Annotated in this window: 23 protein-coding genes; 2 read left to right on the top strand and 21 right to left on the bottom strand. The window is 60.5% G+C overall.

The window, feature by feature from the left end:
- The 21 genes from priA to HPTL_RS10780 all read right to left on the bottom strand — a co-directional run bounded on the left by priA (position 1) and on the right by HPTL_RS10780 (position 21,445).
- A complete protein-coding gene (gene priA, locus HPTL_RS10680; protein ID WP_170141353.1) occupies positions 1 to 2,061 on the bottom strand; it encodes a replication restart helicase PriA in 2,061 nt (686 codons plus the stop codon).
- Between the two features lie 19 nt (positions 2,062 to 2,080).
- Positions 2,081 to 3,148, bottom strand: a complete 1,068-nt coding sequence (gene hemE / locus HPTL_RS10685) for a uroporphyrinogen decarboxylase (protein WP_119335965.1) — start codon at positions 3,146 to 3,148, stop codon at positions 2,081 to 2,083.
- A 54-nt stretch (positions 3,149 to 3,202) separates the two neighbouring features.
- Entirely contained in the window at positions 3,203 to 4,660 is a 1,458-nt protein-coding gene (locus HPTL_RS10690; RefSeq protein ID WP_119335966.1) for a TrkH family potassium uptake protein, read from the bottom strand.
- Between the two features lie 18 nt (positions 4,661 to 4,678).
- Positions 4,679 to 6,097, bottom strand: coding sequence for a Trk system potassium transporter TrkA (gene trkA, locus HPTL_RS10695; RefSeq protein ID WP_119335967.1), 1,419 nt, complete (start codon positions 6,095 to 6,097; stop codon positions 4,679 to 4,681).
- A complete protein-coding gene (locus tag HPTL_RS11585) occupies positions 6,094 to 7,320 on the bottom strand; it encodes a sigma-54-dependent Fis family transcriptional regulator (protein WP_119335968.1) in 1,227 nt (408 codons plus the stop codon). The genes trkA and HPTL_RS11585 overlap by 4 nt, the downstream gene beginning before the upstream one ends.
- Positions 7,295 to 9,445 (bottom strand): sensor histidine kinase, encoded by a 2,151-nt coding sequence (locus HPTL_RS10705; protein ID WP_119335969.1) that lies wholly within the window; start codon positions 9,443 to 9,445, stop codon positions 7,295 to 7,297. The genes HPTL_RS11585 and HPTL_RS10705 overlap by 26 nt, the downstream gene beginning before the upstream one ends.
- Positions 9,427 to 10,026: a DUF4390 domain-containing protein gene (locus tag HPTL_RS10710; protein ID WP_170141354.1), complete on the bottom strand. Its 600-nt coding sequence runs from the start codon at positions 10,024 to 10,026 to the stop codon at positions 9,427 to 9,429. The genes HPTL_RS10705 and HPTL_RS10710 overlap by 19 nt, the downstream gene beginning before the upstream one ends.
- On the bottom strand, positions 10,013 to 11,338 hold the full coding sequence (gene rsmB / locus HPTL_RS10715; protein WP_119335971.1) for a 16S rRNA (cytosine(967)-C(5))-methyltransferase RsmB: 1,326 nt from the start codon (positions 11,336 to 11,338) through the stop codon (positions 10,013 to 10,015). Before rsmB ends, HPTL_RS10710 begins: the two co-directional genes overlap by 14 nt.
- A gap of 11 nt (positions 11,339 to 11,349) precedes the next feature.
- Complete coding sequence (speE, locus tag HPTL_RS10720) at positions 11,350 to 12,210, bottom strand: polyamine aminopropyltransferase (RefSeq protein WP_119335972.1); 861 nt, start codon at positions 12,208 to 12,210, stop codon at positions 11,350 to 11,352.
- Positions 12,211 to 12,609: an adenosylmethionine decarboxylase gene (gene speD, locus HPTL_RS10725; protein ID WP_119335973.1), complete on the bottom strand. Its 399-nt coding sequence runs from the start codon at positions 12,607 to 12,609 to the stop codon at positions 12,211 to 12,213.
- 33 nt (positions 12,610 to 12,642) lie between these two features.
- Positions 12,643 to 13,419, bottom strand: a complete 777-nt coding sequence (locus tag HPTL_RS10730; protein ID WP_119335974.1) for a sulfite exporter TauE/SafE family protein — start codon at positions 13,417 to 13,419, stop codon at positions 12,643 to 12,645.
- Between the two features lie 9 nt (positions 13,420 to 13,428).
- Positions 13,429 to 14,757, bottom strand: coding sequence for a tRNA uridine-5-carboxymethylaminomethyl(34) synthesis GTPase MnmE (mnmE, locus tag HPTL_RS10735; RefSeq protein ID WP_119335975.1), 1,329 nt, complete (start codon positions 14,755 to 14,757; stop codon positions 13,429 to 13,431).
- Positions 14,758 to 14,764: 7 nt separating this feature from the next.
- Entirely contained in the window at positions 14,765 to 16,405 is a 1,641-nt protein-coding gene (yidC, locus tag HPTL_RS10740; RefSeq protein ID WP_119335976.1) for a membrane protein insertase YidC, read from the bottom strand.
- Between the two features lie 18 nt (positions 16,406 to 16,423).
- A complete protein-coding gene (yidD, locus tag HPTL_RS10745; protein ID WP_119335977.1) occupies positions 16,424 to 16,642 on the bottom strand; it encodes a membrane protein insertion efficiency factor YidD in 219 nt (72 codons plus the stop codon).
- Positions 16,643 to 16,654: 12 nt separating this feature from the next.
- On the bottom strand, positions 16,655 to 17,059 hold the full coding sequence (rnpA, locus tag HPTL_RS10750) for a ribonuclease P protein component (protein ID WP_119335978.1): 405 nt from the start codon (positions 17,057 to 17,059) through the stop codon (positions 16,655 to 16,657).
- Positions 17,056 to 17,190: a 50S ribosomal protein L34 gene (rpmH, locus tag HPTL_RS10755; RefSeq protein ID WP_119335979.1), complete on the bottom strand. Its 135-nt coding sequence runs from the start codon at positions 17,188 to 17,190 to the stop codon at positions 17,056 to 17,058. The genes rnpA and rpmH overlap by 4 nt, the downstream gene beginning before the upstream one ends.
- 97 nt (positions 17,191 to 17,287) lie before the next feature.
- Positions 17,288 to 17,734 carry a DUF411 domain-containing protein gene (locus HPTL_RS10760; protein WP_346731653.1) on the bottom strand — a complete coding sequence of 149 codons (447 nt, stop codon included), beginning with the start codon at positions 17,732 to 17,734 and terminating at the stop codon, positions 17,288 to 17,290.
- Positions 17,735 to 17,751: 17 nt separating this feature from the next.
- On the bottom strand, positions 17,752 to 18,291 hold the full coding sequence (locus tag HPTL_RS10765) for a c-type cytochrome (RefSeq protein WP_119335981.1): 540 nt from the start codon (positions 18,289 to 18,291) through the stop codon (positions 17,752 to 17,754).
- A 10-nt stretch (positions 18,292 to 18,301) separates the two neighbouring features.
- Positions 18,302 to 18,616, bottom strand: coding sequence for a hypothetical protein (locus HPTL_RS10770; protein ID WP_145981817.1), 315 nt, complete (start codon positions 18,614 to 18,616; stop codon positions 18,302 to 18,304).
- 19 nt (positions 18,617 to 18,635) lie between these two features.
- Complete coding sequence (locus HPTL_RS10775) at positions 18,636 to 19,553, bottom strand: copper resistance protein B (RefSeq protein WP_231999990.1); 918 nt, start codon at positions 19,551 to 19,553, stop codon at positions 18,636 to 18,638.
- 23 nt (positions 19,554 to 19,576) lie between these two features.
- The gene (locus tag HPTL_RS10780; RefSeq protein WP_119335984.1) at positions 19,577 to 21,445 is read right to left on the bottom strand and encodes a copper resistance system multicopper oxidase; all 1,869 of its coding nucleotides are present in this window, start codon (positions 21,443 to 21,445) and stop codon (positions 19,577 to 19,579) included.
- A gap of 87 nt (positions 21,446 to 21,532) precedes the next feature.
- Between HPTL_RS10780 and HPTL_RS10785 the strand changes: the two genes are divergently transcribed.
- Together HPTL_RS10785 and HPTL_RS10790 are read left to right on the top strand one after the other, a co-directional pair.
- A complete protein-coding gene (locus HPTL_RS10785) occupies positions 21,533 to 22,213 on the top strand; it encodes a heavy metal response regulator transcription factor (protein ID WP_119335985.1) in 681 nt (226 codons plus the stop codon).
- 12 nt (positions 22,214 to 22,225) lie between these two features.
- A complete protein-coding gene (locus tag HPTL_RS10790; RefSeq protein ID WP_170141355.1) occupies positions 22,226 to 23,629 on the top strand; it encodes a heavy metal sensor histidine kinase in 1,404 nt (467 codons plus the stop codon).
- Positions 23,630 to 23,645: the final 16 nt, after the last annotated feature.

The following is a 23,645-nucleotide window of genomic DNA, read 5'->3' on the forward strand; positions in this document are numbered from 1 at the left end:
CTACGCGTCGAGCGGATCCACCTCCAAGCGCCACCGCAACCCTTGGCGTTGTGGCCACTGCAGCAACCGTTCCCGCCACGCCCGCAAAAAGGTGTGGAGCGCAGCGCGGTTCGGCGATTCGACCACCAGCTGTGCCCGTTCGCGCCCGGCCAAACGGACGATCCTGAGCGGCACCACGTCCAAGAGGCGCACCGCATGCCCGTGCGCGTGCTGTTCCCGCATCGCCTCGCCGGTCGCTTTCGCTGAAGTGAGGAATTCGAGCGCCACTTCGAGTCGTGGCGCGTCGGCGCGCAGCAACGCTTGATGCACGAAAGGCGGCAACGCTAGCCGTTTGCGTTCAGTCAGTAACGTATTGGCGAACGCCGCGTAGTCGTGCGCGACCAGTTGCTGGAAAAACGGGTGGTCCGGATAGCGGGTCTGCACCAGCACTCGACCCGGTTGCCCGCTTCGCCCGGCCCGCCCGGCAACTTGCAGCAACTGCTGCATCAAGCGCTCCGTTGCCCGCGTCTCGGCCGCAAGCAGCCCCGCATCGGCGCCGACGACGATCACCAGCGAAAGCGCCGGGAAGTCGTGCCCTTTCGCGATCATCTGCGTGCCGATCAAGAGCTTCGCGTCGGCGCGCGCCACCGTCTTGCGCAGCGCAGCAAACGCCGCAGCGGTTTGGCACGCGTCGCGGTCGATCCGCACCACACCATGATCGGCGAACGCGGCGTGCAACTCCGCTTCGAGCCGTTGCGTTCCCTGCCCGGCAACCGACAACCCGCCGTTGCCGCACGTGGGGCAGACCTCGGGCACCGCGATGCTCCAGCCGCAATGGTGGCAGCGCATCCGGCTGTCGACGCGGTGATAGACCATGCGCACCGAACAGCGGCGGCACTCCTGAACCCAGCCACAATGGGCGCAATAGAGGGTCGGCGCAAACCCACGCCGATTGAGGAAGAGCAACGCCTGTTCCCCGCGCGCCAGGGTCTCTTTGAGCGCCTCCCATGCCTCGGGCACCAATCCCGCGGTGCGCGGTGCTTCCCGCGTCACGGGCAACAGTTCGATCGTCGGCAGCGGCACGCCAGTGGCGCGCTCCGCAAGCGTCACCCGGCGGATCCGCCCCCGTTCGCTGTCCCACCAGCGTTCGAGCGACGGCGTCGCCGACCCCAAGACGACGCGCACCTGCGCCGCTTTGCCGCGCCACAGTGCAAGATCGCGCGCCGAATAGGGCGCCCCTTCGAACTGTCGGTAACTGGCGTCGTGCTCTTCGTCGACCAAGATGAGCCCCAAGCGCGGCATCGGCGCAAAGATCGCCGAACGGGTGCCGATCAAACAGTCCACCGCGCCTTGCACCAGCGCCGCGAAGAGGTGCTGCCGTTCGCGCGCGTTGAGGTCCGAATGCCAGACGCCGATCCTCGCTCCCGGAAAACGGGCGACCACCCGCGTTGTGGTCTGGGGAACGAGCCCGATTTCTGGCACCAATACGAGCGCTTGGCGCCCGGCCGCCAGCGTCTCCGCGATCAGACGGAGGTAGCACTCCGTTTTTCCGCTACCGGTGACACCGAAAAGCAGCACGGGGTCGAAACCCGTGGGACCGGCGGTGAGCTGTGCATACGCGCGCGCTTGCGCCGCGGTCAAACGTGGCCCCGGCGTCGTCACGACCGGCTCCGAACGGCGCTGGGAAGCGGTGTTTTCGCCGGTCGCGTGTTCGCCCACCGCTCCATCCGTTACCGCGGCGAGCGCCACTTGGCGTTTGCGCCGTCTGAGTGCGGGCGGCAGTACAAACGCCAGATATTCGCCCAGCGGGTTCAAATAGTAATCGCTCGCGAACGCGATCTGGTCCAACAAGACCGGATCGAGCGGCGGCCAATCGTCCCACCATTCGGCGATCGGCTTGAGCCGCTCTGGCGGCACCTCGGGTTCCGGGTCACACGCCCAAACCACACCCAAGACGCGCCGCCGCCCGAGCGGAACCCGGACGAGCTGCCCGCGGTACATCGGGTGCATGTCCGGTACGCGGTAATCGAAGAGGCATTTCCCCGCTTGCGGCACCAACACGCGGGCAACGCGTTCGCTCATCGTGCTGCCGCGCACCCGATCACGGTGATGTGGTTGGGTGGTACTGCGCACTCTCCTGTTGCACCGTCTCGACGAGCACCGCGACATGCTCCGGCGGCGTGTGTTGCGAGATCCCGTGGCCCAGATTGAAGACGTGCCCGGTGCCTTCGCCATACGCGGCGAGGATCGCGCGCGCCTCGCGACGCACCGCCTCGGGTGTAGCGAGCAACACCGCGGGATCCATGTTCCCTTGCAGCGCGACGCGGTCACCGACCAACTGCCGCGCTCGACCGATCTCGATCGTCCAATCGAGCCCCACCGCGTCGGCGCCGCAGTCGGCGATTCGTTCGAGCCACAACCCACCCCCTTTGACGAAGACGATCACCGGCACGCGCCGACCGCGCGCGGTGCGCGTAAGTCCCGCGCAGATCCGTTCCAGGTAGGCAAGCGAAAACTCGGCAAACGCGCGTTCGGAAAGCACGCCTCCCCACGAGTCGAAGAGCATCACCGCGTCCGCACCGGCGGCGATCTGCGCGTTGAGGTACTGCGTCACCGCTTCGGCGTTGACCACCAAAATCCGATGAAGCAGCTCCGGGCGCGCATAAAGCATTTTTTTGATGGTGTGGTAGTCGCTGCTTGCGCCCCCTTCGACCATGTAGCACGCGAGCGTCCACGGGCTTCCGGAAAAGCCGATCAGCGGAATCTCGTCGGCGAGCGCCGCTTTGATCTCCCGCACCGCGTCGAGCACGTACCGCAGCTCCACCTCGGGGTCGGGTACCGCCAGGTTGCGGATCTCCCACTCTTCCCGCAACGGTCGCTCGAATTTCGGTCCTTCCCCTTCGGCGAAATAGAGTCCCAACCCCATCGCGTCGGGGACCGTGAGGATATCGGAAAAGAGGATCGCGGCGTCGAGTCCGAACCGCGCGATCGGCTGTAACGTCACCTCGACGCACAACGCCGGATTGCGGCACAAATCGAGAAAACTCCCGGCACGTGCCCGAGTTTGTCGGTATTCCGGCAGATAGCGCCCCGCTTGGCGCATGAGCCAGATCGGGGTGCGGTCGACGGGTTCGCGCAGCAACGCGCGCAGCAAACGGTCGTTTTTCACGTCGTCTCTCGGCAATACGGTTCCGTGCGCGAGGATAACACAGCCAGCACCCCGTTACCGTCGCCAGAACGCTGGGGTGAGGACGACCAGAAAGGTGAAGATTTCAAGGCGCCCCAACACCATGGTAAAGGTCAAAAGCAACGTCTGCCCTTCGTTCAACCAGCCGTAATTCGCAGCCGGCCCCACAGCGCCCAAACCCGGCCCTGTGTTGTTGATGCACGCCACCACCGCCGAAAACGCCGTGACGATATCGAGGCCACTGGCACTGAGCACCAGCGTGAGCGAGACGATAGAGACCATGTAGAGAAAGGAAAAACCCAAAACCGCGAAAACGACACGGTTTTCGATGATCGTCTTGCGTAAGCGCACGGGAACGACGGCGTTGGGGTGGAGCGCGCGCACGATCTCGCGGTAGATCTGCTTGTAGAGGATGATCGCACGCATCATTTTGATCCCGCCGCCCGTCGACCCGGCACAGGCGGTGAAACTGCTCAGGAAGAGCAGCCACAATTGGGCGAAGAACGGCCAGAGGGTGTAGTCGGTCGTCGCCAAACCCAGCGACGTGGCGATCGAGACGACGTGAAACGCGGTGTCGCGCAGCGCCCGCCAGAAATCGGCGTACGCGCCGTTCACGGTCAAATAGGCGGCGAGCATGAGGCTACTGAACGCGAGCACACCCAAATAGTAGGGCAATTCAGGATCGCGCCAGTAGGGTTTCGCGGATCTTCGCACCAGCGCCAAATAGTGGGTGGCCCAGTTGAATCCGGCGAGCGTAGCGAATGCGATTGCGATGAGTTCGAGCGTAAGGCTGTGAAAATAGCCGAATGAGGCATCGTGGCTGGAAAAGCCACCGAGCCCCATCACCGAAAAGGCGTGGATCACCGCATCCTCGATCGACATCCCACCGTACCAGAACGCACCCATGCACAGGAGCGTCATCCCCGCGTAGGTGAGCCACAGGCCCTTTGCAGTATCGGCAACGCGCGGTGTGAGCGACTCCTCTTTCAACGGCGTGGGGGATTCGGCCTGAAAAACCTGCCGCCCCCCGATCCCCAGCAAAGGGAGAATCGCTACCGCCAAAACGACCACCCCCATTCCGCCCACCCAATGGAGGAACGCGCGCCAGAGGTTGAGGGAAAAGGGGAAATCGTCCAAACCGGAATAGACCGTGGCGCCGGTCGTTGTCAGCCCCGAGACCGCTTCGAAATAGGCGCGCACGTAGCCGAGTTCGGGGCGGTAGAGGTAGAGCGGGATCGCCGCGAAGAGCGGTGAGACTACCCACGTGAGCGCGACGATCAGAAAGCCATCGGCGGGACGGAGCGCGCGCCGATACCGCCGCGTCGCAGCCCAGAGAAGTGCCCCAGCAGCGAACGCCGCTGCCATCGCTTCTTCGTAGAGCGTGTGGCTGCCGTCGGCGCGCCACAGCGACGCCGCGGTGGGAACCAAAAAGAGCAGGGAAAAGAGCATGAGAATGTACGCGTACGCATGGAGCGCCGGAACCCAGGGTCGCATCGTCGCCGCTCCGCCGATTCAGAAAAAGCCGAACCCGACGGCGAAAAGCTTTTCGATCTCACGCACGCGCCGCCGTTGCGTACAAAAGAGGATCACGTGATCCCCCTCTTCGATCACCGTGTCGTGGTGGGCCATCACCACCCGTTTCTGTTTGCGCGCTGGGCTTGCCGCTTCCTCGTCCGCTACCGTCTCTTCGCGAACGATCGCTGCGACCGTCACCCCTGGTGGCCAGCGAATTTGGTCGATCCGCCGCCCCACCACTTTCGACGTCTGCGCGTTGCCATGAACGACGATTTCGATCGCCTCCGCGGCACCGCGCCGTAAGCGGTGGACTGCGGCCACGTCACCGCGCCGCACGTGTTTCAAGAGGGCCCCGATCGTCACCAACGCCGGTGAAATCGCGATGTCGATCGTTTCGCCTTGCACCAGATCGACGTACGCGGAGCGGTTGATGATCGCCAACGTCTTTTTCGCGCCCAACCGTTTGGCGAGCGCAGCCCCCATGATGTTGTTTTCGTCGTCGTTGGTCACCGCAAGGAAGTGATCGACCTCTTCGATCCCTTCGCGGTCGAGCAGATGTTCGTCGGTGGCGTCACCTGCGAGCACCAGGGTATCGGTGAGCTCGACAGCCAGCTGCTGCGCGCGCTGCTTGTTATATTCGATCAATTTCACGCGGTAGTCGCGTTCGAGCATTTTCGCGAGCCGCATTCCGATATTGCCGCCCCCTGCGATCATCACGCGCGATCCGCGCCGCTCTGCGGGCCGCAGTTCACGAAGCAGTGCCGGAATTTGCCCTGCGCTTGCCAGAAAAAAGAGTTCGTCGCCGGGGTGGATCACCGTATCCCCTTCCGGAATGATCGGCACCCCGTGGCGGTAGATCGCAGCGACCCGCATTTCGACGTTGGGGAGGTGATAGCGCAACGCTTTGATCGGGTGGCCAACGAGCTTTCCGCCCCGTTCGGCACGCACCGCGGCAAGCTGGACGGCGCCGTTCGCAAAATCGAGCAGTTGCAGCACCCCTGGGTGGTTCACCAGGCGGACGATGTATTCGCAGACGATCTGTTCGGGGCAGATCGCGAAATCGACCGCAAAAGCCTCTTCGCCCAGGAGTTCTTGGAACGCGGTGTAGTCGGCGGCGCGCACTCGGACGATACTGCGCGGCACGTTGAAGAGCCGTTTTGCGATCAGAGACGCACAGAGGTTGGTCTGATCCGATTGCGTCACCGCGACGAGCAGATCGCAATCGCGCGCGCCCGCCTGTTCCAGCAGACGGGGGGACGCGGCGTTCCCGACCAAAGTGCGCATCTCGATGCGGTTTGCGACCTCCGCCAAGCGGCTGGCGTCGACGTCGATCATCGTGATGTCGTTCTCTTCGCTCGCCAGATGCTCCGCCACCGAGCTGCCGACCTGACCGGCCCCCAAGATGATCACGTTCACGCGTCGTCCTCCTCTTTCCGGCGCAGCGAGAGGCCCAACTGGCGGAGCTTGCGGTAGAAGTGGGTGCGCTCCAATCCCGCCAGATCCGCGAGCCGCTGCACGGGGAGATCGGTGCGCGCCAACAACCGTTCCAGGTAGAGCCGCTCGAACGCTTCCCGGGCCTCCTTGAGTGGCAGTGCAAAGAGCGTACTCACGTTCTCCGGTTGGTTTCGCTGAAGCGCCCTTTCGATCGCTGCAGGATCGAGTCGATCTTCGGTGGCCAACGGCAAGAGCGCCTGGGTCCATGCGTCGAGTGTCCATTCGGCATCGAGCGCGATCCGTTCGATCGTCCGTTTCGCCTCCTCTGGCCATGCCAACGGTTGCCCCAGTTCGGCTTCCAAGGCCTCCTGGACGAGCGTACCGAGCGCGATCGACTCGTCCCGTTTGGGTACGACGATGGGGTCTTCCCATACCCGCGCCAATTTTTCACCGACCAAGGGACGCCACTGAGCGAAAGCGTCCCACGCGCGAATCGCCGCGATCAGCCGCACCTGATGGACCGCTGCGTACTGATAGAGGAACGACAGGTTTTTCGCGAGCATCCGGTTTGCGCGTTCACCCAAATTCGCGAAAACCAGATGGCTGCGCCACTGCTTCACCTGGTCCACCGAGAGCGGTGGGGTTTCCGTCGTCAACCATACGGTGTGCTGCCCTTCTCCGAGGTGGCGCAACAGCCACTGCTCGTAAAACGGTTCGGGAAAATAAAGGAGTGCTGCGTGGTCGTGCTGTAATTTCGCGTTGAGTGCGTCGATCACCGGAGCGAGCGGGCGCGGCACCCGCGTTACCGTGAGTGGGGTTTCTGCTTTCGGTTGCGCCCGATAGCGGTCGATCGCTTTTTTCAGCACATCGAGCAGCTTTTGCATCGAAATCGGTTTTTCCAGAAAGCCGTACGCACCGTGGTGTGTTGCCTCGACCGCGGTCTCGATCGTGGCATGTCCGGAGATCATGATCACGGGGGGCAGCGCGCTTCCCATTTCGCTCTGCCATTGTTTCAACAGGGTAATCCCGTCACAATCGGGCATCCAGATATCGAGCAATATCGCCTCAGGAGCGAATTCCGCCAGTTTCTGCTGCCCTTCCGAACCATTTGCGGCCGTTGCGACGCGATAGCCTTCGTCTTCCAGGATCTCGCTCAGCCAGTCGCGGATCCCCACTTCGTCATCGACGATCAGAACTTTTGCCATCGTCTCCTTCCTCACGGTCGGCTGCGGCAAATGTCAGACGTACTTCTGCACCCTTGCCATCCACCGGTGTCGTCAGCACGATCGCCGCATGGTGATCGTCGACGATCTTCTTGACTACTGCCAAGCCCAACCCAGTCCCTTTGCGCTTCGTGGTGTAGTAGGGTTCGAACGCTTTTTGCTGATACCCTTCGGGAAAACCGATCCCGTTGTCCTGAACGCTCAGTTCGATGCGATCATTCTGACGCACCAAGCGGACAACGATTCTCGGGTCGGCGATCCCCTCCAGAGCGTCTTGCGCGTTTTGCAGAAGGTTGTGCAGCACCTGCCGCAGCTGCCTGGGATCCCCTTCGATCGCCCACGGTCCTTCGCCTTCTACGACGCATTCGACGGGGATCCCGCCCTCTTCGTAGAACACCAAAAGCGACCGGATGAGTTCGGCAAGATCGACACGCGTTTTTTTTGCGTTCGGCATTTTCGCATAATCGCGAAACGCATTGACCATTTCGGTCATCGCTTCCACTTGGTCGATCACCGTTGTCGTGGCGCGCTCAAGGAGCTGGCGCTCTTTCTCGGGCAATTTCTCGGCCAATTTGTACCGTAGCCGTTCCGCCGCAAGACGAATCGGCGTCAAGGGGTTTTTGATCTCGTGCGCGAGCCGCCGCGCGATTTCGCCCCACGCCGCAAGGCGTTGTGCAAGGACGACGTCTGTGACGTCGTCGATCACCACAACCCATCCGCTGGTGGCCTCTGTGAGCGGTGCCACATGAACCACGAAGGTTTTGCCCTTATCCTCGTCGACCCATTCGAAGGTAACTGGGCCGCTCGCAACCGCCATAACTGCCTGTAAGCGGTCGCGCAATGCCGGATTTCCGCGCCAAGCATCGTTGGCGTTGAGCGGGGTCGTGCTTTCGTCCCCGAGCAGCGCTTTCGCGGCCGCGTTTGCGAGCACCAAATGGTGGGTTTCATCGAAGACCAGCACTGCAGTGGTCAAATGGGCGAGCACGGTTTCCAGATAAGCGCGGGCGGCTTCCACCTCGGCATGCGCCCGTGCTTGTTCGGCTTGCGCTTTTGCCAATTGTTCGCTCATGCGATCGAACGAGCGGACGACCCAACCCAACTCGTCTTGGCTGGAAATGCGATCCGCCACGGGGAGGTAACGTCCCTCTGCCAGCGCCCGCGTGCCTTCTTCCAGCGCGAGCAAAGGTGTGATGAAACGGCGCGAAATCTGCAGCGCGATCATCGCGGCGGCAATCCACGCGGTTACCACCGCAACGGAGAGGATCACCAAATAGAGCCGTTGCAACGCCTCGCGACCGTGCGTGATCTGCGCGTATTCGCTTCGTGCCTCCGTGACTTCGTCGATCGCAGTGCGAATCGACGTGGGCACCCGGCGCAGTAACACCATAAAGGCGCTCTCTTGTTCGATCGTTTGCGGGATCCACACCACGACCCTTACCCAAGAACTCTCCTCGGTTTCGACGACGCGATGGCTGGTTTCTTGCAGTTTCGCCAATTGCCATTCGGCTGGAGTGCCCGCTTCTTGCTGCACCCATTGTGGATCTTCGCCAGCAAAACCTTGGACGACCCCTTTACCCGTCAAAATCAGTAAGCCATCGAGCCCCATCTTTTGCCGCCACTGCTCCAAAGTCGCGCCTTGGATGCTGTGCGCGTTTGCGACCCATTCGCTCTGGAGCCATTGCGCCTCTGCCAATAGACGCGCCACTTGGGTATCGATCGCGTGCCGGGCAAGCTGCCCAGCGGCATCTAGGGCACGCTCCACCCGGACGTCGAACCACGCGTCGATCGCGCGCACGACGAAAAAGACCGTGACGCCGTACAAGACCAAGGTAGGGAAAAGCGCCATCATGAGCAGGATGCCCGTGAGTTTTGCACGCAGTCGCGAGCCAAACCGACCCATGCGAACCTGGCGCCACAGATGGACCCCCTGCCGGAGTGCAATCGTCAATAACGCGGCGACCGCGATCGCCGCAAGCCCGAGCAAATAGGGAAACGCTTGAGCGAACAGAACCGTTTCCAAACTGGCCGAAGCGGCCAGCAGGATGACGAAGATCGCCGCGGCAAACCCGACCGCAACGCGCACACTATTTACGCCCAGGGTCGCCATCGGTACGGGGTTCCCGCCCAATCGATGCGATCACGGCTTTCCGTACTGGGAAGCCGTAACACCGGCCCGAGCTCCCGTTCGTCAACCGAAACCGTGACTTCGGCTTCGAGTTCCGGATTCGGTGTCAAGCGATCGCGTTCCAACAGGCGCCAACCGCGCAGGGTGGTCACCGGTGCGATCGCATCATGCCAACTGCCCTGCGCAACGACGCTGCCGTTGTGTTGCAGCCACCAGATGCGCGTTCCAGGTCGGTATTGCAGTTGAAAAGTCCACCGTTTCCCCCAAATAACCTGATCCGTCCACCACCATCGTACCTGAAGCAGGCGGAACGTGATCGCAAAAGGAAACTTCACCCCTTTTTCCAACAGCGACCGCCAAATTGCGGGTAACTCTGCCCACGTGAGTTTGGCATCGAGCACCCACCAACCTTCGGCTTCGCGTAGCGCCGCGTGCGTGATCGTCACGAATTTTTGCTCGTTTTCGGGTTGGGCTGCGAGCGTGCGCCTGCCGGTTTGCAGCCACAAACTCCCTGCGCCACCGATGAGCGCCGCCACGACACGCCGGCGCTTACGATTCGGCAACCTTCTCGATACGCGCATAGTAAAAGCCATCGTGCTGCTCGGTGGGCAAATAGTACCCGTCAACCCCTTCGGTGGGAACCCGCTTAGCGTCGTTGTGGTTGTTCAGAAACTTTGCAATGACCCTTTCGTTTTCTTCGGCGAACACGGAACAGGTGACATAGAGCAGTCGGCCTCCGGGTCGGAGCAAAGGCCACAGTGCAGTCAGAAGTGCTTGCTGCACCGTGCGGAACGTCTCGAGATCGCTTACCCGCCGTAACCATTTGATATCGGGATGGCGGCGCACGACACCCGAACCGGAACACGGCGCATCGAGCAATATCGCGTCGAACGGTCGCCCGTCCCACCATGCGTGCGGTTCGCGGGCATCGCCCACGACCGCTTGTGCGCGCTCACTCAATTCCGGAAAGCGCGCGAGCATCGCGCGGTACCGGTTTTTCTCTTTTTCGACTAGGGTCAAATCGATCGCCGCGCTGTCGAGCAGGTGGAGCGCTTTTCCGCCTGGCGCCGCGCACGCGTCCAACACCCGTTCCCCTGGGCGTACCGCCAATAACGGTGCCGCCCATTGCGCTCCGATATCCTGGATCACCACCTCGTTCCGCACCGGTTCGGGCAGTTTCGTTTCCGCAACGGGTTCTGGCAACCAAATCGCGCCGGGTAACGGATCAAACGGTTCCGCTGCGATCCCCGCTTCCCGCAGTCGTGCGATAACCTCCCTCCGTTTTTCGCTGCTACGGACGCGCAATCCCATCGGCGGATGGGTATTTCCCTGATGCAACACCGTCTGCCAGGCACTTGGGTGGGCAAATTGGATTTTTTCGACCCACCATCGAGGGTGCCGCCAATGCGCCGCGATTGCCTGATCGCTCCGTGCACCCCAAGCTTCGGGTGCCCACTGGGCGCGCTCGCGATCATAGCGCCTGAGGAGTGCATTCACGAAGCCTGCGGCGGCGGTGCGTCGTTTTTTTGCAACCGCAACCGCTTCATGGATCAGCGCATGAACCGGCACACGACCTTTGCGCAATTCGGTGAGCGCAACCAAGAGAAGTGGCCGCACAGTGCGATCGATAGGTCTGCGACTCAATGCCGCCAGTACGGCATCGCCCCAGCCGTAATCACGCAAGGTACTCCACGCAAAATCCTGTACCCTCGCCCATCCTGGGGCCTGAGGGTTGTGCGCGACCATCCGTTGCCACGCCGCGGTGGCACTTTCCCCTCGGATCACGGCGGCGACGATCGCGCTCGCACAATCGAGCGCACCCGCGAGCGTTTCTGGTGCAGCATAATGGCCCGCTGAGTGCGCCTTGTGTTTCACGTGAAACCTTTCTAGGCGATCAAGTCACGAACATATCGGGGCAAAATTCCCCGCGCACGATAATTTTCCCCATCGAGATAGCGCAGGTCCGTAATCCCCCGTGTTGTGATCCGCTCATCGATCCGTTCCGGCGTCATCACCGCACAATCGGTTCCGTTCGATGCCGCGGCAATTCCCCAGAGCGCGCCGTAGAGCGGAATGTAGTGGAAATGGGGATAGACATAACGAAAGACCCGCCGCAAACGGGCCACCAAAGTTTTAATACGCTCTGGCAAATGATCGGGCGAACCGATGTGCAACGACAATAAGCCGTTCTCTCCCAAAAGTAGGGCGCACTGCTGGAAAAAGGGTTCCTGGTAAAGTGCTTCGGCCGGTCCCACCGGGTCGGTGAGATCGAGCACGATCAGATCGTAATCGCGTCGGCCGGATTGGGCCGCTTCCGCAACGAACTGCAACCCATCTTCGATCCGAACCGATACTTTGGGATGATCGAGTGCGCCACGATGGATCGCGTGAAAATACTTTTTCGCCAATTCGATGACTTTTTCATCGAGCTCGACCAGATCGATCGCTTCTATCGAGGGGTATTTCAAAAGCTCCTCGGCAGACCCGCCATCCCCACCGCCGATGATCAATGCGCGACGCGGTTCCGGATGCGCCAATGCCGGTATGTGGATGAGGTTTTCGTGGTAGATGAACTCGTCGGCTTCAGAGGTCATCGCACATCCGTCCAAGCGGAACATGCGGCCATAGAGCGGAGAGATGCCGACTTCAAAGGATTGGTAGCGACTTTGGCCAGATTCGATCAATTCCAGATCGTAATAGTAGCCGGTGACATCGGATAACTTTTCCCAAAACCGTTGCAATGCCATCTACACACCCTCCGTCGGCGGCATTTCGATGTGTCCCCGAACCACACGATGCCCAACGGTCTCAACCGGCGCAAAGACTTCGATCAAACGGTCATAAACCGCCTTTGCAAGCGCTGAATTGTCACGCGAATAATTGCACACATAAACATCCAGGGTGACATTGCGATCTTCCGGCCAGGTATGAATCGCCAAATGCGATTCCGCCAGAACCACCGTTCCGGTCACTCCGGCCGGCTCTCCATTGTCGTAGGTAAACTGGAAGAAATAGTCGCCGAGTACCGTAAGCCCTGCCTCTTTACACGCATCGACACACAGCGTTTGCAACTGAGTCCGTTCTTTGAGGAGCGCGAGATCACAACGGCAACCATAGAGGTCGGCGATCAGATGAAGTCCATTCATCGCAAGTCCCCCATCCGGATAAAATGAAACTTGCTATTGTATCACCCATTCAAACAACAAGCGCAGAATCGTCAATGAAACCACGATCAAAAAGAGTCGCCGCAACCACAACGCCCCGAAGCGAAAGGCAAACCAAGTGCCAAAAAATGACCCAGCCACGTTACACAGTGCCATCCAGATCCCCAGCAGCCAAATGGGTTGCGCCTGCCAGGAAAAAAACGCAATTGCCGCGAGGTTTGTCGATACGTTGCCGATCTTTGCCAGTGCGGAAGCTTGGACGAAATCGAAGCGGAGAAAACGAATAAACGCAAAGATCAAAAAACTCCCTGTCCCCGGGCCAAGAAAACCATCGTACGCGCCAATTACCGCAGACCAGCCGAATGCATACCAGCGCTCACGCGTCGTCAAAGGATGCGCCCGCGCTACCAACCCCATCTCTTTGCGCAGCAGGGTGTAGACCGTCACCGCGATGAGCAAAAAAAGGACGATCGGCTTGACCCATGCCTGAGGAAGCAGCGTCACGGCGGAAGCGCCTAACACAGACCCTACCGCCGCTGCGATCACGACACCGGTAAGGAGCGTCACCGGGATCGCAACACGCCGCAAATAGCGAAATGCGGCAACCGAGGTACCGAAAACCGACGCGATTTTGTTGGTTCCAAAAAGATTGGGGAGGGGTTGATTGGGAAATCCCAGTAGGAGCGCCGGAACCTGGATCAGACCGCCGCCGCCGACCGCGGCATCGATGCTCCCAGCAGCGAATGCGGCGACCCCCATCGCAAGCCACGTGAGCCAATCCCACGCATCCAATTCGATCCCTCACTTCCCGATGCAAAATTGCGAAAAGATCACACCCAGAAGCGCGTCGGCGTCGATACGTCCGGTAATTTCCCCCAGCGCATCGTGCGCCAAGCGGAGCTCCTCCGCCAAAAACTCCCATTGGACGAGCATGGAAAGCGCCTGCGCCAAATGGTGGTCGGCTCGGCGCAACGCCTCTAAATGCCGTTCGCGTGCCAGCCAAACCGATTCCTCGACACCGCGAAATCCTACCCGATCGCGAATGGTGGCGCGCAAACGGTCCAACCCCGATCCCGTCTTGGCCGAGATCCACACCGCAGTCTCAGCGACACGTTCCGGGAACCGATCCGCTTTGTTCCACACCTCGAGGATCGCTTGCGGCGCAATGCCGCGTTCCTGCAACGCCTCGGCCAACGCGCGGTCGTCGATATCGGGTGCGCGAATCCATAAGATCAGATCGGCGCCTGCGATTGCCTGCCAACTGCGCTCGACCCCGATCCGTTCTACCGGATCGTCGGTTTCTCGGACGCCCGCGGTATCCAGGAGATGGACCAGAAGGCCGTCGAGATCGATCGATTCCCGGATCACATCCCGCGTCGTTCCCGGTATCTCCGTGACGATCGCCCGCTCCTCACCAACGAGCGCGTTGAGCAACGACGACTTGCCGACGTTCGGCGCTCCGACGACCGCCACCCGGACACCGTGACGCAGCAGCAAACCTTGGCGGCCTACTTCGAGCCAATGGGCGAGCGCTTGCCGTACCGCTGTGATCCGCGCCGCGACATCCCCTTCGGCGATGAAATCGATCGCTTCGTCGACGAAATCGATCGCCGCTTCCACCCAGACTCGGAGTTCGGTCAGTTGACGATCGAGCGCCGCGACCGCGTGCGAAAAAGCCCCCTGCAACCCTTGCGCAGCAGCACGCGCCGCTGCGCGATGCGTCGCGTCGATCAAATCGGCGATCGATTCGGCTTGCGCCAGATCGATTTTGCCATTGAGAAAAGCGCGTTCGCTGAATTCGCCAGGCCGCGCCAACCGCGCACCCAACGACAAAACACGGGAAAGCACCGCATCGACGACGACCGGCCCCCCGTGACCGTGGATCTCCACCACCGATTCGCCGGTAAATGAATTCGGTTCGGGAAAAAAGAGCAGCAGCCCATCGTCGAGCAGCGACCCATCCTGATCGGTGAGCCATGCGCGAACCGGGCGGCGCGCGGGCAATTCGGTTTTTCCTGCCAGCACACACCCGATGCGATGCGCGTCGGGCCCCGAGATGCGGATGATCGCCACCGCACCGCGGCCCGGTGGCGTCGCAACTGCTGCGATCGTATCGGAAACGGGTTTCACGTGAAACCTAATCGTTGGCCGCTTTGATCGCTTTGTGGCCTAACCCCATCCGCTCCAGCTGGCGGTTGATCCACCACTGTTGCGCAATCGAAAGCAGGTTGTTGGTCAACCAGTAGAGCACCAACCCGGACGGGAACCAGAGGAACATGAAAGTAAAGACGATCGGCATCCCCATCATCAATTTCGCCTGTAACGGATCTGCCGGTTGCGGGTTGAGCCGCATTTGGATGAACATCGTCGCTCCCATCAAGAGCGGCAGAATAAAGTAGGGGTCGCGCGAAGAGAGGTCGGTCACCCACCCGAGCCACGGCGCGTGACGCATCTCGACACTGGCGAGCAGTACCCAATAGAGCGCGATGAACACCGGAATCTGGACCAAGATCGGCAAGCAGCCACCCAATGGGTTGATTTTCTCCTCTTGATAGAGGCGCATCATCTCCTGCTGCAGCCGAACCTTGTCGTCCCCATACGCCTCCTTGATCTTCTGCAACCGCGGCATCACCAACCGCATCTTGGCCATCGACCGATAACTCGCTGCGGACAGGGGATAGAAGAGGGCCTTGATCAGTACCGTCACCAGGATGATCGCCCACCCCCAGTTGCCCGTAAGACCGTGTAGCCACGACAATACCCAGAAAAGGGGCGCAGCAATGAACGTCAACCAGCCGTAATCGACCACCAGATCGAAACCGGGCGCGATGCTTCCCAACACCTTCTGATCCTGCGGCCCGGCATAGAGCCGGGTCGAAGTGGTACCGTCCCCGGTCAAGAGCACACCGGCTTGATAGAGTCCATTCGATAGGCGGCGGAGATAGTATTCCCGTGCGACACCCTCGGGCGGTAACCAAGCGGCGACGAAATAGTGCTGGATCATCGCGAGCCACCCATCCTGCGCTTGGCTCGGATATTCCGCTTTGCCTTCCGCGATCGCTTTGAAATCGATCTTCCGGTACTTCGTCGCTTCGGTATAGATCGCGGGACCCGTATACGTATGTACGCCGAAAACTTGCTGCTCTTCGGCGGGTTTATCGTCACGCAAGAAGTGATAGTAGGTGGTCAGAGGGCCGCCACCGTCGATCTCGTGACGGACGTCGATCAAATAGGAGCCACGCGCGAAGCGCAAAATCTTCCGAACCGTGCGCCCGTCGGCAGTCGAAGCAGTCAATGTCACGGTCAAAGCCGATTGCCCCTCCTGCAAATGCATCGCTTCAGCGGGCAATTGCCAACGGCTGTGGTGGTTGGGCATCCCATCCCCCACCACGCCGGACTGCACCCGATAAGTATGCTTCAGACGGCCATCCTCGAAGAGGATGAACGGTTGATCTTGGCGTTCACGATCGCGGTGGTCTTTCAGCGCCAGAAAAACGATATCTCCACCTTGCTCCGAAATCTCGACCAGATAGCGATCGGTCTCCACCCGCAAGGTTTTGGCAGGGAGTGCATCAGAAGAACGTAGCGCTTTGGCATCGCTTGCGATCTGCTGCGACTCGGTAACCGGCACCTCGTCACGGGTCGCGGAAGGCGACGCTGCCGGTGACGCAGCAGGAGCAGGCGGGGGCACCGGGATGTTTTGACGCACCCACCCTTCCCACAGCATGAACAAAGAAAAAAGAAACACCACCAACAAAATCAAACGCCGTTGTTCCATCGTGCAGCTTTCCTTTCGTTACGGGACCGGATCCTCACCGCCGGGATGCCACGGGTGGCAGCGGCCCACACGTTTCACACCCAACCACAACCCGCGCACCACACCATGACGCTCGACCGCTTCGATGAGATATTGCGAACAGGTGGGTGTAAAGCGGCAATTTTGCCCCAACCAGGGGCTGATGAGGTACTGGTAACCACGCACCAACACGACCAACACCCGCGCAAGCGGATTCATCGACGCAAACCCTTATCCACGGGAATCGACCGTACAGGGGCGTGCCGCGGGTTCCGAGTGCAGCAACCGCATCAGCAAGCGCGCGAACAACACCTCGAGTTCCGCACGCAACATCCGCCGCGTCGCGTCATGGGTAGGCCGCGTCACACGAACCACCAGATCGACCCCGACCGATCGACCCGGCCACACACGGAAAATTTCCCGAATTTGCCGCTTCAACCAATTACGACGGACCGCTCGCTTCGCCACGCGCTTTGCCACCACCAAGCCCAGACGGGCATGTGGCAAACCGTTTTCCCGCCAATGCACACAAAAAAACCGTCCGCACAATTTCTGCCGCGCAGCGAAGACCGCGGCAAAGTGGGACGGTTTCGTCAGACGCGCGGCACGCGGAAAACGCGCGCCTGGCGCACTCATACGGCGAGGCGCTTACGCCCTTTGGCGCGGCGGGCGCGGATCACGGAACGACCGCCGCGGCTTCGCATCCGGACCAGAAAACCATGGGTCCGCTTACGGCGAACTTTGGAAGGTTGATAGGTGCGCTTCATCTTCTTTCCCCGAGACCGATCAAAATCGCGAATTATACCAGGAAAACAAAAACCAAGGAGCGCTACCGCACGCGAACCACGCTACACTACGCCAAGATCAACGATACGCGTGATAGACCTCTGCTTCGCCATTGCGCTGGATCAAAAGGACGTCGTAAGGGTCCTTGCGTCCCTCATACGCCGGACCATCCATCCCCGGAGAACCGATCACCATCCCCGGAACCGCCAAACCCAGCGCGTTCGGCTTCTCCGCGAGCAGCCGTTTGACGTCGGCAGCAGGAACATGGCCCTCGATCACATAACCCTGAACGACGGCGGTGTGACACGAACCATAACGCATGGGCATACCGAGACGACTCCGAACCTCACTATTGCCCACTTCGAACGTTTGAACCTGGAACCCGTTGGCCTGCATATGGGCAATCCACTCTTTGCAGCAACCGCAATACGGGCTTTTCCACACCTTGACGAGCGGCGACTCCTCAGCAAACTCTTTCCCGGAAGCGAAAGAAGAAGTAGCAAGAAAGGAAAGCGCCAAACCCATAAAGACACGCCGTATCATCATCGGTCTCCTTGACGACTGGTCAAAATTCGATATTGATTCTCATTGAGATCCGGCAACCGTTTGAGGAAAGCCACCATGTTCCAAATCCGTTCGTCATCGTGCGTTTTTCCCCACGCTGGCATACCAGATGCCTTGATTCCGTGTTTGATGATCCAAAAATCCCGTCGCGCTGCTGCTTCCTCGCTCAGACCCTGCAAGGTTGCTCGGGGTTCCGTCAATTTGGGAGGGGTTGGATAGAGTCCCAACGTGAAGTCGCTTTCCGCGATACCAGGCGCAAGGTGACAACCGACACACATCGCATCGTAATCGGCTCCTCCCGCCAGCAACCGCTGGGGTGCATCGAGATCCTTGGGTACCTCGATCGTACGTGAAGCCTGTGCGATCGAGCGTTCCCGCACCCACTCCAGCAGGTGGTAGAGCCACTGAGCATGGGGCTCATCGGCCGCCACCGATACCCTGCCAGAGTAGAGCACCCACACTACCACCGCGACCAAAACGACCAGAGCGGAACCAAACCCAAGCAAGCAACGCTTCATCGCCCTTTCCTTACTGATGGTGATTGGATTTCATTTCGCCGCTACCGTGGCCCATCATCCCATTTTGCGGCATCGCTCCTTGCATCCCATGCGGCATCATCATCTCCCTATGCTCCTCTTTCATCATCTCCGCACAACGTGCGATCATCGCCTGCACCACTGGGTCGTCACGGTCACTCCCGGAGTGCATTTGCTGCATCATCGAACAATCCGGCTTTTCCCGGTCGGTGACTGCGTGATGCTGGCTCGGATCATGCGCGTAAACAAGCGCAGCACTGAGGGACAAAACCGCAACGGTGACAAACTTTTTCATTACAAACATCATCGACTCCTTTTACCCACACTCAAAACCAAACACGAAGACCGGCAACGAAACGCGTCTGCCGCGTATCCAACCCTTCCCGACGTGCAAAACTGGCCGTCTTGCCATATTTCCCCGCCCATTCGATCCCAATATAGGGCGCGAATTGGCGATTGAACTCGTAACGGAGGCGAATCCCGACCACGAGATCGGACAATCCGCTCCCTATTCCCCGGTTTTCCTCCGTTTCGCCATAAACGTTGGCTTCCAGCCGAGGTTGCACAATCCAACGTTGCGTCACAAGCAGTTCGTACTCACTCGAAAGCCGAAGTGAGGTCTGTCCCGAAGTACCTAGGTACGCAGTTGCGTCAACCTCGAACCAATAGGGCGCTAACCCTTGAAAACCGAAAGCGAGCCAAGTCCGGTCAGGCCCCGTGCCGCTGTCCTGCCGCACCCCGAGTTGGCTGTCCCAGTATGCTGAGATCGCATGACCCCAAAGGAGCTCTGTACGTGCCTCCTCCAATTTGCCTTTGGCGACGCCACCTTCGGCCTTGAGGACCAAGCGGTCGTAGGTGCCGCCGAACCAGGCTTGCGCGTCATAGGTGGTCGCGTTCCCCTCCTTCGTGTGAACGCGCTCCAGGCGATCGAGGAGCACGGCGCCGAACGCATGTTCATCGGACAGCCGAAGTTGCCGTGGCCCGGGGAGTGCGTAAGGGCCCGACTCCAAAGTCAAGCCATTGGAATACGCGTGCGGATCACGGGCATCGGCGGGGGCGGGGCCCCCCTGCATGTTCATGCTGCCGTGGTCCATGGTGGCGCTCGCGGGCGATTCGGCTCGCGTTGGGGCTGGAGCCGTGCCCGGGTGCCCGGCATGGCCGCCGCCTTCCATCGTTGTTTGCGCCCAGACGGGTGCCGCACCGAGCAACACCAGCGCCGCAGTGAAGAGAGAACAGGGTTTCATGGCGAATCTTCTTTTGATCAGTTTCATGACACGACCACCACGCGAAACATGCCCATGTCCATGTGCAACATCAAGTGGCAGTGCCAAGCCCAGCGCCCCAAGGCGTCGGCAGTCACGAGGAAGCTGACGCGCTGTGCAGGCTGGACGGGCACGGTGTGACGACGCACCAGGAACTGCCCGTCGGGCGTTTCCACCTCGCTCCACAGCCCGTGCAAATGCATCGGGTGCGTCATCATCGTGTCGTTGTGCAGGATGACGCGCACCCGCTCGCCGTACTTCAGATGCACCGGCGTGCTCTTGCCGAACTCGAGGCCGTCGAGCGACCAGGTATAGCGCTCCATGTTGCCGGTGAGGTGCAGCTCGATCTCGCGCTCGGCCCCGCGAGGATCGAGAGGGCCGCCGATCGTTTTGAGGTCGGCCAGCGTCAGCACGCGCCGGCCGTTGTTGCGCAGACCAATGCCTGGATCGTCGAGATTGGTGCGCGGCGTATCCACCCGCATATCCGTGCTTGGACCGTATTCCGTGCGCGCGTGACGGACCGTGGCGCTGGGCTTGGCCAATGCGCCACCGGCCATGCCATGCATCGCGTGGTGACCGTGATCCATGGCCATCGCGCCATGGTTCATGCCGAACATGTTGTGTTTCATGCCAGACATGTCGTGGCCCATCGCCGCATGGTCCATCACGCCCATGGTCGAACCGCCATGCTTCATCACGCTGTGATCCATCGCGCCCATCATGTCGGCCATGGTGAGCCATTCGACAGGGTCGAGTGCAGGAACCGGGGCTTCGAGTCCTTCGCGAACTGCGAGCGTGCCACGGGCAAATCCAGAACGATCCATCGCTTGCGCGAAGATCGTGTAGGCCTCGTCCTTTGGTGTTACCACGACGTCGTAGGTTTCGCCCGGCCCGAAGCGGAACTCATCGACGGTGACGGGCTCGACGTCCTGCCCGTCGCTTTGCACCACCGTCATTTTGAGCCCCGGGATGCGGACGTCGTAGAAGGTGTTGGCCGCGCCGTTGATGAAGCGAAGACGGACGCGTTCGCCAGGGCGGAACAGTCCAGTCCAATTGCCGGCAGGAGTGGCGCCATTCATCAAGTAGGTCAATGTCGCCCCCGAGAGATCGGCGAGATCGGTCGGGTTCATCCGCATCTGGTTCCACATCGCACGCTTCTCGAGCGCACGAGAAAGCCCCATCACGGCAACATCACGGAAGAAGTCAATGACCGTCGGCTGGTGGTAGTTGTAGTAATCGCTCTGCACCCTGAGTTTGGTGAGCACCCGCATCGGGTCTTCGTCGGTCCAGTCGGAGAGCACAACCACATAGTCGCGGTCGGCCCGGATGGGATCGCCTGCGCGCGGCTCGACGATCAGCGCCCCGTACATACCGGTCTGCTCCTGCGTGCCGGAATGCGAGTGGTACCAGTAGGTGCCGGTTTGTTCGAGACTGAACTGGTAGGTGAAGGTTTCGCCCGGGGGGATGCCCGGGAAACTGACCCCAGGCACCCCGTCCATCTGGTAGGGCAGGATGATCCCGTGCCAGTGGATCGAGGTGGCCTCGCGCAGGCGGTTGGTGACGCGGATGGTGACCGTGTCGCCTTCCCGAAGTTTGAGCGTTGGCGCCGGGATGGAGCCGTTGATCGTGGTCGCCATCCTTGGCCTGCCGGTGAAGTTGACCGGCGACTCGGCAACCACCAGGTCGATGTTCGTGCCGCTGAGCACGGGCGCCAAACCCGTGCGCGTCTCGGTCACTCCTTGCGCCGTGGCTCGCCCCCACGGTGATAGGCTTGCGATCACACCCCCCGCGACCAGACCACCGACGAAACGCCGCCGCCCCGCGTTCGGCAATGCGAGCGCGACTTGCGGGAACCGATCTCGATCGTTTCTCATCCAATCCTCCGCTTTATGGCAAAAGGGAAAAGGCAACGCGATCGTAATCGTTCGCTCCTTGCGCGCACGTGACAGGAAGATGACAAAATGGTCAGAAAACTCCTTTTGATCGAAGACGAACCCAAAACCGGCGCCTATCTCAAAAAAGGGCTGCACGAAGCTGGCTACAATGTGGAATGGGTACAAGACGGCATCGATGGCCTTCATTTGGCTCGCGAAATCCCTTTCGATCTCATCATCCTCGACGTGATGCTCCCTGGCCTCGACGGTTGGCAAGTGCTGGCCAGACTTCGGTCAGAAGGGATCACCACCCCAACGCTCTACCTCACGGCACGAGACCGGGTCGAAGATCGGGTCAAAGGGTTGGAAATGGGCGCTGACGACTACCTCGTCAAACCGTTTTCGTTCGCCGAATTGCTCGCCCGTGTCCGAACGATCCTCAGACGGGGCGGTCAGAGCCTTTCCTCCACGATTTTGCGCGCTGCGGACCTGGAACTCGATCTGTTGCGCCGTCGCGTGTGCCGCGGAGGGGAGACCATCGCGCTCACCGCAAAGGAGTTCGCTTTGCTCGAACTGCTCCTGCGTCGGCAGGGAGAGGTTCTACCGCGCTCACTGATCGCGTCGCAAGTTTGGGAAATCGACTTTGAATGCGACAGCAACGTGATCGAAGTTGCGATCCGACGGCTGCGTCAAAAGATCGACGAGGGGCGCACGCCGAAATTGATTCACACCGTTCGCGGGATGGGTTACGTCTTGGAAGCGCGATAGGCGAGACAGATCGTGAAAATTCGCCGATCGCTCACCGCCAAACTCGTCTTGCTCTTTGCACTCATCACGATCAGCGCGATTTTCGGACTGGCGGGTTTGGTCACGCTTCTGAGCGACGAACATTTCGTCCGTCTCGATCAACAAACCCTCAACGACAAACGGGCGTTGATCTTGGAGCTCTTGCAGCGCGCCAACTCGACCGACGACGCGCTGTGGTTACTCCAAGAGGCACTGAATCACCACCCTGGACTGGTGGTCGCAGTCAGAACCGAAAACGGCAGACTCCTCTTCGCCAACAACCGCCAGTTCTCATGGGATCAAACCGTGACCAAAGACAGGAAAGGGTGGGAAGAGTGGCACAGCGCGGGAAAAATTTATCGCGCTTTCTCATTCACCGTTTCGCCCCACTTTGCACCGAACACCGCATGGACCATCCAGATCGCGGTCGATACCGAGACCCACACCCGGTTTTTGCAGACGTTTCATCAGCAAATCCTCTTCTATGCGTTGCTCGCCAGCGCCCTTTCCGTCGGAATCGGTTGGTGGGTCGTCTATCGCGGTTTGGCTTCGTTACGGACGATTCGCCAGCACGCCACGATGATCTCCCAAAACCATCTCGATCGGCGGCTCGATGATTCTGCGATGCCTGAGGAGATCGCAACGGTTGCCCAAGAGCTCAATCGCATGCTCGATCGGCTGCAAACTGCGTTCGTTCGCCTCGAAACGTTCTCTGCCCATTTGGCGCACGAAATGCGCACCCCGCTCAGCAACCTCCTCACCCAAACACAGGTTGCGCTGCACAGTGAGCGCGATCCCGAAACCTACCGCGAGATCTTGGCCTCGAATGTCGAAGAGATCGACCGATTGAGCCGAATGGTCAGCGAGATGCTCTATTTGGCCAAACTGGGTTATTCCGAAACGACCCTCGCCAAGGAGCGCTTTCTGCTCGAAATCGAACTGGGCAATTTGGTCGAATTTTTCGAACCCCTTGCCGAAGAGAAAGGAATCAGCTTGATCGTAGCGGGAAAGGGAGCGATCGTGGCCGACCGAATGCAGCTTCGCCGCGCTGTCAGCAACCTGCTCTCCAACGCGATTCGCCACGCCGATCCGGGAACATCGGTTACGCTGGAAATCGGCGAAACGAATGGGCAACGAACCTTGTCCGTCACCAATGTCGGGGAACCGATCGCGCCTGAGCACCTTCCTTATCTTTTCGATCCCTTCTACCGCGTCGCCTCAGAAACCCCGTCCGAATCGATCACCGGATTGGGTTTGGGGTTGGCGATCGTCCGAGCGATCGTCGTCGCGCATGGGGGGTCGATTTCGGTTACGTCGCGGGAGGGCCTGACCCGTTTTCTCCTCACCTTCCCACACTCCGACCCGGACAGGCCGTCACTGCACAACCGCTGTGGATAACTTCTCGCTCATCCCC

The sequence above is a fragment of the Hydrogenophilus thermoluteolus genome (assembly GCF_003574215.1).
In the GTDB taxonomy this organism is placed as follows: domain Bacteria; phylum Pseudomonadota; class Gammaproteobacteria; order Burkholderiales; family Rhodocyclaceae; genus Hydrogenophilus; species Hydrogenophilus thermoluteolus.